This is a genomic window from Dietzia aerolata (assembly GCF_014144865.1).
Classification (GTDB): Bacteria; Actinomycetota; Actinomycetes; order Mycobacteriales; family Mycobacteriaceae; genus Dietzia; species Dietzia aerolata.
Genome location: NZ_JAALDM010000224.1, coordinates 1 through 10,661, shown reverse-complemented (window position 1 = coordinate 10,661; position 10,661 = coordinate 1). Strand labels below are relative to the sequence as shown.

Below are 10,661 nucleotides of genomic sequence, written 5' to 3'. Positions count from 1 at the left end.
ACGGTGGCCCGGGGGATCGCGCAGTACGACTCAGTCGAGGTGCGTGAGCGGCTCGCCGAGCGGGAGGCCCGGCGTGCGGCCGGAACCGCGGTCGGCCAGGGCCGCCCGCTGGTGCACGCCGACGACCTCGTCGCGGTCTGAGCCGACCCTGCCCGCGGTACCCTCCGCAGGGTATGCGGCACTCAGGTCGCCGATCTGCCGCATAAGGTTGGCTCAGTCGACCTCAAGAGTGCATAACCCGCAACCTGCACGTGCTCAGCCCTCGAGCGTGACCTCGCCCTCGGTGTGCACCGGCGTGACCGTGCCCTCTTCGAGGTTGTACAGCGCGCCGACGATCGCGGTGCGCCCCTCGTTGATCGCCCGGTCGATCACCGCCGACTTCTCACGGATCACCGCGGCGGCGTGCCGCACGTTCTCCACGATGATGTCCTCGTACCCGGCGTTCGGGTCCCGCCGCGCTTCGAACACCGACGGCGAGATGCGCTCCACGACGTCGCGCAGGAACCCGGCCGGGGTGGTGTGGGTGTCGATCGCGTTGATCGTCGCGCCGACCGCGCCGCACGAGGTGTGTCCGAGCACCATCGTGAGTCGGATGCCCAGAATCTCGACGCCGAACTCGAGCGAGCCGAGGATCGACGGGTCGAGGATGTGGCCGGCGTTGCGGATGACGAACAGGTCGCCGAGCCCCTGGTCAAAGACGACCTCGGCCGGCACGCGCGAGTCGGAGCAGCCGAATACCTGCGCGAACGGCTCCTGGTTGCCGGTCAGCTCGGCACGACGCGACGGGTCCTGGTGTTCATGGCGGCTCTGCCCGGCCACGTAGCGGGCGTTGCCGTCCAGGAGTCGGGTCAGTGCGGTCTCCGGTGTTTTTCCCACGAGTCGATAATGCTCCTGCGGGTCCGGGCCGCGTGCGGGCGGGTCCCCGAATCCCCGCGCCGCCGCCGGGTCTCACCGAGTGGCCGCTCGGCGCAGCCGGGTCTCACCGACGATCCTCACAGCGCGGCGTCGGCCAGTCCGAGCACCTCCACGCAGTCCCCGTCGATGGTCACCGTCGCCTCGTCGTGCGCGCGCGTGCGGCCGCGGTTGACTACCGCGACGGGCGTGCCGGTGGTCACCGCCCTGCGCACGAACCGGTATCCGGAGCGCACCGTGAGAGACGATCCCACGACGACGACGACGTCGGCATCATCCACCAGCGCGTTGGCCGCTGCCACGCGCGCGGCCGGGACGTTCTCACCGAAGTAGACGATGTCCGGTTTGAGCATGCCGTCGCATCCGTGGCAATCGACCATGCGGAAGTCGGCGGTGTCGTGCAGGACCGCGTCGGCATCGGGCGCAACCTCGATCGCGCCGCGCGAGGCGACGCGCTGCGCGAATTCGGGGTTGAGGGCCTCGAGGTCCTCGTGGAGTGCCCACCGGCTCCGGCGCTGCCCGCAGTCCAGGCAGGTGACCACGCCGTACGTTCCGTGCAGGTCGACGATCTGGCGACTGCCCGCCTTGAGGTGCAAAAGATCCACATTCTGGGTGATCACGCCGTTGACCAGTCCGCGGCGTTCCCAGTCGGCTAGCAGGAGATGCGCCGCGTTGGGGCGGGCCGCCTCCATGTGGCGCCAGCCCAGGTGATTGCGGGCCCAGTAGTGGCGGCGGAAGCCGGGATCGCCGACGAACTGCTGGAAGGTCATCGGGGTGCGGCCGGGGGAATCCGGCCCGCGGTAGTCGGGGATCCCCGAGGGCGTCGAGATCCCCGCGCCGGTGAGGATCACGGTGCGCCGCCCGCGCATCAGATCGGCCAGCGCGGCGGCGCGTTCGGCGACGTCTGGGTCCGGCTCGGTGCGTTCGGCGGGCGTCCAGGCGGTCTCGCGAACCCTGACCATCAGTGCGGCCCCTGTGATGCCGGAGCGGTTCCGCCGGGGCCCGTGGGGTCGTGCGCACACACCACGTCCAGGGTGTCGGCCCGCCGCGCAGCGAGTGCGGCCAACCCGGAGTGGGTCAGCGCGATCGCATCCGGCTCGAGCGCCAGCACCCGCTCCTGGACACCGATCGAGGCGGGCACGTGGATCGTCGGGTCGATCTGCCCGCGGTGGTAGAAGGCATCACCGGCGTGCAGGATGTCGCGGCTGGTGTTGTCGTCGTCGTCCCTTTTTCGGTTTGTTCCACCGCCCGGCACGAACACACCGGCGTGACCCACGGTGTGGCCCGGCAGGTCCACCACCATCATCCCCGGGACCACGTGGTCCAGCGGCACCACGCGGAACCCCTCCCACCTGTCGGTCTGGTACTCGTACTCGGCGTACCGCGGGCGGTGCGCCAACTGCGCCCGGCGGTACCGGCGCCGCTCCAGGAACCTCGGCAACCGCACCGCCCAGGTCAGTCCCTGCGTGGTGACGTGCACGGTCGCGTCGGGAAAATCGGCGAGCCCGCCGACGTGATCCAGGTCGAAATGCGTCAGCACGATGTGCCGCACGTCGCGCGGGTCCAGGCCCAGCGCCTCGATGCGCCGCACCGCGGTCTCGGCCTCGTCCAGCTTCGGGCGCAGCAGGTGCCGCCCCGGCCCCAACCGCGTGGCCGGATCCGCGATGTCCCGGAGACCGATTCCGGTATCGACCAGCACGAGATGGTCCGGGGCCTCCACGAGCAGGACCCGCGTGGGGATGCCGCCGGTCATGGTGCCGCAGTTGAGCTGGTGGATCCGCATGCCGTCGAAGGTACCGTGACCCGCGTGCGCCACGAACCCGTGCTGGACCCCCGACCAGTCGTCGCCCTCCGCCGCGACACGGACCTGCCGCTCCCGGCGGAGGGCTGGCCGTTCTCGATCCCCTCGGTCGGGCAGCTGCTCCGCGACGGGCTGGAACTCGCCGACCTCACGGTGCTGGTGGGCGAGAACGGCACCGGCAAATCGACCATCGTCGAGGCGGTGGCCATGGCATACGGACTGGGCGCGGAGGGCGGATCCGTCCACGGGCGCGACAGCACCTGGGCGTCGGAGTCGCCGCTGCACGAGTTCCTGCGGCTGCAGCGGGGCGCGGCGGCGTCGAAATGGGGATACTTCCTGCGCGCCGAGACCATGCACGGCATGTTCACGTTCCTGCAGTCCAGCGGGCCCGAGCGGGACTTTCACTCCCGCAGTCACGGCGAGGCCCTGTGGGAGATCCTGGGAACCTCGCGGTTCGACGGCGGTGGCCTGTTCGTCCTGGACGAGCCCGAGGCGGGCCTGTCGTTCGACGCCCAGCTCCGGCTGGTCGCGTTGCTCATCGAGTTGGCGGACCGGCGGGGCGCGCAGGTACTCATGGCCACCCACTCGCCGATCCTCGCGTCCGTGCCCGGGGCCACGCTCCTCGAACTCTCGGATTCCGGCATTCGCGAGACGCGGTGGGAACACCTGGAGATGGTCGACGGGTACCGCAGATTCCTCGAGGCGCCCCAGAGATACCTGCGGTATCTGATGGAGTGAGGGGGCATACTGGACCCATGACCAATTCCCCTTCCCGCCCCGGCCGGACCACGGGCGAGGCCAGGCCCGTTCACCCCGTCTACCCCTCGTGGCAGCCGCCGTCGACCTCGCACGCGGCCAACACGGGGCCGCTGCCCGCGCCGGAGCCGGGGTTCGAGCCGGACGTGATCGTCGTGGGGCACGGGCTCGCGGGACTGGTCGCCACGTACGAGGCCACCAAGGCCGGCAAGAAGGTCCTCGTGGTGGACCAGGAAAACGAGAAGAACCTCGGCGGGCAGGCCTTCTGGTCGCTCGGCGGGCTATTCCTGGTGGACACCCCCGAGCAGCGTCGGATCGGTATCAAGGACTCGCTCGACCTGGCCTGGCGGGACTGGCTCGGCTCCGCCGGATTCGATCGGCCCGAGGACGAGTTGCCGCGCGAATGGGCGCGCGCCTACGTCGAGTTCGCGGCGGGCGAGAAGCGACAGTACCTGCACGACCTGGGACTGCGGATCGTCCCGACCGTGGGCTGGGCCGAGCGCGGCGGCGGCGACGTCGAGGGCCACGGCAACTCCGTGCCGCGTTTCCACGTGACGTGGGGGACCGGCCCCGAGGTCGTGCGCGTCTTCGAGGAGCCCGTCCTGGACGCCGCCCGCAAGGGTCTGGTGCGCTTCGCCGTCCGGCACCGGGTCGACGAGATCGTGGTGTCGGGCGGCCGCGCCGTCGGCGTGCGGGGCGCCACTCTTGTGCCGTGCGACCTCGACCGCGGTGTGGCCTCGCCCCGCGAGGAGACCGGGACGTTTGAATTCCGCGCGAGTGCCGTGCTCATTTCCTCCGGCGGCATCGGCGGCAACCCGGACCTGGTCCGCCAGTACTGGCCCACGGACCGTCTCGGCGCGGCGCCCGAGCACCTCATCGTGGGCGTGCCCGAGCATGTCGACGGACGGATGCTGAAGATCTCCGAGTCCGCGGGCGCGAACCTGATCAACCGCGACCGCATGTGGCACTACACCGAGGGCGTGTCCAACTTCGCGCCCGTCTGGCCCTCGCACGCGATCCGCATCATCCCCGGCCCGTCGACGCTGTGGCTGGACGGCAACGGCGACCGCATGCCGGTGCCTCTGTTCCCCGGCTTCCACACCACGGCCTCCGTCGAGGCGATCCGCGACGCCGGGCACGACCATTCGTGGTTCATCCTCGATTCGGCGATCGCCGGCAAGGAATTCATCCTCTCCGGGTCCGAGCAGAACCCGGAGCTGACCGACAAGAGCCTGAAGAAGTTCGCCTCCAAGGCCGGCAGCGGCCTGCCGCCGTCGATCACCGACTTCACCGAGCAGGGCGTCGACTGGGTGGTCGCCGATTCCATCGAGGAACTCGTCGACGGACTCAACGGGCTGCTCCGCGAGGGCGAGCCCGCGCTGGACGTGGAGAAAGTCCGCGAGTTCGTCCTGGCCATGGACGGCCAGATGGACAACTCGTTCGCCAAGGACGCACAGGTTCAGGCCATCCACAACGCCCGACGCGTGCTCACCGACAAGCTCACCCGCCTGGCCAAGCCGCACAAACTGCTCGCCGATTCCGGTCCCGGCAAGGGATCCGCCGCCGGTTCGGGCGGCCCGCTGATCGGGGTGAAGGTGCACCTGATGACCCGCAAGACGCTCGGCGGCATCCAGACCACGCTCGACTCCCAGTGCCTCACCCCCGACGGCGAGCCCTTCCCGGGCCTGTACGCCGCCGGCGAGGTCGCCGGATTCGGCGGCGGCGGTGTCCACGGCTACAACGCGCTGGAGGGAACCTTCCTCGGCGGCTGCATCTTCTCGGGGATGAAGGCCGGTCGCGCGATGGCCCGCGAGGTCTGAGCCGACCGTGTCCCGGTTCCGGGTCGGCCTCGTGGTGGGGGTGTTCGCCCTGTCCGGGCTGACCGGGATCGCGGATGCACCTACCGCGTCGGCCTGCTCGTGTGTCGCCCAGCAGTCCGTGGACGACGCGCTGGAAAGCCTCCGGTCCGTCTCCGGTGCATTCACCGGCACGGCGGTCCGCAGGCTCTCCGTCGGTGGCACCACGACATACGAATTCACCGTGAGCGAGGTGTTCGCCGGCGACATCGGTTCACCGGTCTTGGTCTCTACCCCCTCGTCAAGCGCTGCGTGCGGAGCGGGATTCGAGTTGGATCGGCAGCAGTTGGTGTTGGTCACCGATCGAGGTGCCATCCGCGTGCCCGGCGGTCTCGGGCCCTGGTATGCCGATGCGTGCCTGTCTGTCCGGGCGTCCGTACAGGGCGGGCAGGAATGGCAGTCCGGACAGGTACCGAGCGGACGGGAGCTCGTCGAGACGGCGCTGGGCGAGCCCGCTCCACCCCGTGGGCCGCTCGTCACGATTCTCGCTCTCGGTCCGGCTGCACTGTCGCGTCCATTCCTGACGATGGGGGCGCTGGCGCTGCTGGCCGCCCTGTTGGTGGCGGCGCGGTGGATGTGGAAGAGCTTCCGGCGCCGGTAGTAAGGCCGACACAACTGCGTGCCCGCTCGAGGTGCCGCCGGGCGGCGGGATCGGTGGTCAGGGTGATCGTCCGGTCATACGCTGTCACGGCTTCGGCGGCACGGCCCGCCTCGTCCAGCATCGCGGCGCGGGCGGCGAGCGCAGGCTGAAATCGGTCGGCTCGCTCACCTAGGCGGTCGAGCAGTTCCAACCCGGCTGCCGGGCCGTCGCATCGGGCGGTGGCCACCGCCAGCGCCACCGCTCCGCCCGCTGTGGGGGACAGCGCATGGAGTCCGGTATGGAGCTTTCGAATCGACTCCCAGTCGGTCGCTCCCGTGCGTCGCCGAGCACAGTGCACTGCTTGGATGGCCGCCTGCAGTCGATACGGGCCCGGCGGCGTATCCGTCCCCGCCGCCCTCAGGTGCTCCTCGCCCCGTTCGAGAAGGGTGGCGTTCCACCTGCGGGTGTCCTGGAGTTCGAGTGGTACGAACTCGTCGTTGATGTCGGTCCGCGCGGCCGCCCTGGCCGAGGACAGGCACAGCAGGGCGGCTAGGCCGTGGGACTCGGGATCGTCCGGGACCAGCTCGCACAGTAGTTCCGCCAGGTACAGCGCCTCGCCGGCGAGCCCGTCCCGCGCCGACTCCGCCGAGAAGGTCCAGTCCACGGAATACGCGCCGTAGATCGCGTCGCGGATCGCCTCGAGCCTGCCCGGGAGTTCGTCGATGCCTGGCGTCTCGAACGGGATGTCCGCTGCTCGGATCCGTTTGCGGGCCCTCGTCAGTCGGGCGGACATGGTCGCGGTGGGGACGAGGAGCAGCGCCCCGATCTTCTCGGCACTGAGTCCCAAAACCGCGTTGAGCATGAGCGGGGTGCGGGCGGTCGGGTCCACCTCGGGATGCGCGGCCGCGGCCAGCAGCGCGAGCCGCCGGTCAGGAATCTCCAGTGCCGACTCCTCTACAGAAGTTGTAGCCAGGGCGCCGGTGACACGGCCATCTCCCGAGGTGTGGTCCTCATCGAACGCGGTGCTGCGCCTGTCGGCTCGCCACCGGTCGCGTCGCCGGTTCCTGGCGACGGTGAACAACCATGCCTCGGGATTGCGGGGCTCGCCGTTCTCCGGCCAGGACCGCATCGCCGTCTCCACGGCGTCCGAGAACGCATCCTCTGCGGCGTCGAGGTCGCCGTCCGGCGCCGCCAACAGCGCGACGAGCCTGGGTCGGGCGTCGCGGACGACACGATCGATCATTCCGGGGTGCAGGGCGTCTGCCATCCGGTCTCATCAGCGTAGACGGCCACGCGGCGTACCTCGACGACTCCGTAGGAGCCGCCGGGAAACTTTTCCGCCCAGGCCAGCGCGGCATCATGGGTGTCCACTTCCAGGACAAAGACCCCGGCCAGGGACTCACGGGCCTCGACGAACGGCCCGTCTTCGATCACGGTGGACCCTGTTCGCCTGCTGACCGTGGTCGTGGACGCCGACGGTTCGAGCATCTCGGCGGTCACCAGGACGCCCGCGTCGACGAGTGCGGCGACGTAATCGTTCATGAGCCGCTGCATCTCGGCGATCTGCTCGTCGGTCGGACGCGGACCCGCCTCGTCGAGCTCCGGCGCGTGGAAAACCAGTGAGTAGCGCATGGTGCGATCCTTCCTCGTGATCGGCCGCCTCTCGGCCGATTCGGGTGATGACGATTCACCTGGCCCCGAATCGACATTTGGCCTCACAATTCTTTCCGGTTCAGCTCTCCGAGGCCACGGCCAGCGGAAGAACTGCCGAAACCCCGCCCTCGCGGAGATGCCGTGCGGCCTCGGTGACGGTCCACCCCGTGCCGAGAACGTCCGTCACGAGCAGGACCGGACCCTCCGACGCGGTGGCCGGTCCGGCGAGCGTGCCCCAGAGTTGCGCGACGCGATAGGCCGAGTTCTGCGCGGTCACCGGGGGCAGAGACTCGGTCCGGGTGATCGTGCCCAGATCGTCCATCCGCCCCATCTGCGCAAGGGCTCGGGCAAGGCTCGACACCAGTTGAGGATGGTCACCGGTGAGCAGCGCCACGACCCCGGTCGGTCGCTCCTGCCAACCCCACTCGCGAAGCACCGGGATGCACGCCCGCGCAAGCCACTCCGGGGCCTCCTGATCCGGTTCGGCCAGTAGTGCGCGGAGCTTCTGCCCCAGACCGAGGTCGGTCATGCGGGCGAGCGCACGGCCCTCGGCGGGGCCGTCGGCGATCTTGCCCTTGAGCGGGATGTCGAGCTTCGCCAGGCCGGTCGGCCACTGCTTGCGCGGCGGCAGCACGATGCCTGGCCTCTCAAGGGCCTCCTTCGCCCGGGTCAGCGCGCCCTCGTCGACGGCGGTCGAGCGACGCTCGCCGGTGCAGTTGTCGCAGCGACCGCATCCTCCCGCCGCTGAATCGAGCGTCGGGTCGTCGAGCTCGGCGCGCAGGAAGTCCATGCGGCAGCCGTCGGTACGGATGTACTCGAGCATCGTCTGCTGCTCGGACTGCCGCGCCTGTGCGAGACCCGCATAGCGCTCCGTGTCGTACTCCCAGGGCTGCCCGGTGGACACCCAGCCTCCGCGCACGCGCTGGACCGCACCGTCCACGTCGAGGACTTTGAGCACCATCTCCAACCGTGTCCGTCCCAGGTCCACGGCGGGTTCGAGGGCCTGCGTCGACTGGGGCCGGTCCGGCAGCAGCGCGTCGAGTACGCGCCGGACCACATCCTCGGGAGGAAAGGCGAGCGAGGCGAAGTAGTTCCAGATCGCGCGGTCCTCAGGACCCGGGACGAGCACCACGTCGGCGCGTTCGGCGGCGCGTCCGGCGCGGCCGATCTGCTGGTAGTAGGAGATCGGCGATGCCGGGGCGCCCAGGTGAACCACGAATCCGAGGTCGGGTTTGTCGAATCCCATTCCGAGAGCGGAAGTCGCGACGAGTGCCTTGACCTCGTTGTCCAGCAGGGCGTGTTCTAACTCCTCGCGTTCTCCCGCATCGGTGCGTCCGGTGTAGGCGCTGACGCGGTGCCCGGCGGAGGTGAGTAGCTCGGCCATGTCCTCGGCCGCAGCGACGGTCAGGCAGTAGACGATCCCGGACCCGGGCAGCGACTCGAGGTTCTCGACCAGCCAGGCGGCCCGCTTCTCCGAATCGTCGATCGAAACCACCGACAGATGTAGAGATTCGCGGTCCAGGCCGCCGCGTAGCACGAGGGTGTCGCCCACGGGATCGGGCTCGGCGCCGGGCGCCGCCGCGTGCATTCCCACTCCCAACTGCTCCGCGACATCCCGCACCACCCGGTCATTCGCGGTAGCGGTGGTGGCGAGCACCGGCACGCCCTCGGGCAGATCTGCCAGGAGCGTCCGGATGCGCCGGTAGTCGGGCCGGAAATCGTGCCCCCAGTCGGACACGCAGTGCGCCTCGTCCACCACCACGAGCCCGGCGTCGGCGGCCAGTGCCGGCAGGACGGTGTCCCGGAAGTCGGGGTTGTTCAGCCGCTCGGGGCTCACCAGCAGAACATCGACGTCGCCATCCCTCACCGACGCGCGCACCTCATCCCACTCGGTCATGTTGGCCGAGTTGATGGTGGCCGCGCGCACGCCCGCCCGCGCAGCGGATTCGACCTGGTTACGCATGAGCGCCAGGAGCGGGGAGACGATCACCGTCGGCCCGGATCCGAGTTCTCGCAGCAGTCGGGCCGCGATGAAATACACCGCCGATTTTCCCCAACCCGTGCGCTGCACGACCAACGCGCGTCGACGGTCCACGACCAGCGCCTCGATCGCGGTCCACTGGTCCTCGCGCAGCGCGGCGCCGGGTCCGGCGAGCGCGGTCAGAAGTTCATCGGCGCGGCCGCGTAGGGCGGTGCGGTCCAGTCCGGCGGGGGCGGCGGGAGAGGTCATGGCGCCATGGTGCCTCAGACCTACGACATCGTCGTGCCGGCCGGTGGTTGGAGTCGCCGTCGCCGGGCCGTCGCGCGGGTCCATACTGGCGACATGACTATGACCTGGAAGAGGATCGTGGCCGCCAATCCCGACCACTCGCGCAGTTACGCCCAGCGCTGGGACGACATGGTCGCCGACGGCGTGGATATCGACGGCGAGGCACGCCTTGTCGACGCCATGGCCCCGCGTGGTGCCCGGATCCTCGATGTCGGCTGTGGTCAGGGCCGGATGGGTATCTACTTGCACGAACGTGGCCACCAGGTCACCGGTGTGGACCTGGATCCCTACCTCATCGAGCGGGCGCGCGAGGCCTGTCCCGGGGCGATGTGGGAGGTCGCAGACCTCGCCGACGATGGGTGGGCCTCCGGACCCTTCGACCTGTTGGCGTCGGCGGGCAACGTGCTCGCGTTCGTCGATCCCGCCGACCGCGAGAAGGTGCTGGCCAACCTCGCCGCGCGGATCGCGCCGGCGGGGGAGGGGGCCGACGGTGCGTCCGGACGGCTCGTCGTGGGCTTCGGGCTGGACCGCGGGTGGACGCGCGAGGAGTTCGATACCGAGGCCGACCGTGCCGGGCTGCGCGTCGAGCAGCGGTGGTCCACCTGGGACCTGCGGCCGTTCACCGACGACGACGGCTTCCAGATCGCGGTTCTGGTGCGCAAAGACGACGCGTAGGTGCGTTGTTGTTGCATAAGTACTGGTAGGTGACCTAAGTAGGTTATCTGATCGGAACCCTATGTTCGAAAAAACGTTCTATCCCACCGGTAGTATGAGGTCATGATCGAGGACCTGATGAGGGCGACGACGACGAGGGTGTCCGAGCTATCCCACGTG

9 protein-coding genes are annotated in these 10,661 nt (G+C 69.8%); 3 read left to right on the top strand and 6 right to left on the bottom strand.

The window, feature by feature from the left end:
- Positions 1-255: 255 nt before the first annotated feature.
- The 3 genes from G6016_RS13240 to G6016_RS13230 form a co-directional block, all read right to left on the bottom strand.
- Complete coding sequence (locus tag G6016_RS13240) at positions 256-876, bottom strand: carbonic anhydrase (protein WP_182633106.1); 621 nt, start codon at positions 874-876, stop codon at positions 256-258.
- 116 nt (positions 877-992) lie between these two features.
- On the bottom strand, positions 993-1,874 hold the full coding sequence (locus G6016_RS13235; RefSeq protein WP_182633105.1) for a Sir2 family NAD-dependent protein deacetylase: 882 nt from the start codon (positions 1,872-1,874) through the stop codon (positions 993-995).
- Positions 1,874-2,695 carry an MBL fold metallo-hydrolase gene (locus tag G6016_RS13230; RefSeq protein WP_182633104.1) on the bottom strand — a complete coding sequence of 274 codons (822 nt, stop codon included), beginning with the start codon at positions 2,693-2,695 and terminating at the stop codon, positions 1,874-1,876. The genes G6016_RS13235 and G6016_RS13230 overlap by 1 nt, the downstream gene beginning before the upstream one ends.
- A 24-nt stretch (positions 2,696-2,719) precedes the next feature.
- Between G6016_RS13230 and G6016_RS13225 the strand changes: the two genes are divergently transcribed.
- Complete coding sequence (locus G6016_RS13225; protein ID WP_338403610.1) at positions 2,720-3,451, top strand: AAA family ATPase; 732 nt, start codon at positions 2,720-2,722, stop codon at positions 3,449-3,451.
- A 17-nt stretch (positions 3,452-3,468) separates the two neighbouring features.
- Positions 3,469-5,289, top strand: a complete 1,821-nt coding sequence (locus tag G6016_RS13220; protein ID WP_182633103.1) for an FAD-binding dehydrogenase — start codon at positions 3,469-3,471, stop codon at positions 5,287-5,289.
- A gap of 512 nt (positions 5,290-5,801) precedes the next feature.
- On the opposite strand, the gene G6016_RS13215 is transcribed toward G6016_RS13220, so the two are convergent.
- The 3 genes from G6016_RS13215 to G6016_RS13205 form a co-directional block, all read right to left on the bottom strand.
- A complete protein-coding gene (locus G6016_RS13215) occupies positions 5,802-7,172 on the bottom strand; it encodes an RNA polymerase sigma factor (protein ID WP_241730300.1) in 1,371 nt (456 codons plus the stop codon).
- Positions 7,145-7,537, bottom strand: coding sequence for a YciI family protein (locus G6016_RS13210; protein WP_182633102.1), 393 nt, complete (start codon positions 7,535-7,537; stop codon positions 7,145-7,147). The genes G6016_RS13215 and G6016_RS13210 overlap by 28 nt, the downstream gene beginning before the upstream one ends.
- Before the next feature lie 100 nt (positions 7,538-7,637).
- Positions 7,638-9,788 carry a RecQ family ATP-dependent DNA helicase gene (locus G6016_RS13205; protein ID WP_182633101.1) on the bottom strand — a complete coding sequence of 717 codons (2,151 nt, stop codon included), beginning with the start codon at positions 9,786-9,788 and terminating at the stop codon, positions 7,638-7,640.
- 93 nt (positions 9,789-9,881) lie between these two features.
- On the opposite strand from G6016_RS13205, the gene G6016_RS13200 reads away from it, so the two are divergent.
- A complete protein-coding gene (locus G6016_RS13200) occupies positions 9,882-10,502 on the top strand; it encodes a class I SAM-dependent DNA methyltransferase (RefSeq protein ID WP_182633100.1) in 621 nt (206 codons plus the stop codon).
- Positions 10,503-10,661: the final 159 nt, after the last annotated feature.

Excerpts from the sequence above, each read along its gene's own strand:
- G6016_RS13235 (WP_182633105.1), bottom strand. The coding sequence starts at position 1,874 with ATGGTCAGGGTTCGCGAGACCGCCTGGACGCCCGCCGAACGCACCGAG.
- G6016_RS13230 (WP_182633104.1), bottom strand. The coding sequence starts at position 2,695 with ATGCGGATCCACCAGCTCAACTGCGGCACCATGACCGGCGGCATCCCC.
- G6016_RS13220 (WP_182633103.1), top strand. The coding sequence starts at position 3,469 with ATGACCAATTCCCCTTCCCGCCCCGGCCGGACCACGGGCGAGGCCAGG.
- G6016_RS13215 (WP_241730300.1), bottom strand. The coding sequence starts at position 7,172 with ATGGCAGACGCCCTGCACCCCGGAATGATCGATCGTGTCGTCCGCGAC.
- G6016_RS13210 (WP_182633102.1), bottom strand. The coding sequence starts at position 7,537 with ATGCGCTACTCACTGGTTTTCCACGCGCCGGAGCTCGACGAGGCGGGT.
- G6016_RS13205 (WP_182633101.1), bottom strand. The coding sequence starts at position 9,788 with ATGACCTCTCCCGCCGCCCCCGCCGGACTGGACCGCACCGCCCTACGC.
- G6016_RS13200 (WP_182633100.1), top strand. The coding sequence starts at position 9,882 with ATGACTATGACCTGGAAGAGGATCGTGGCCGCCAATCCCGACCACTCG.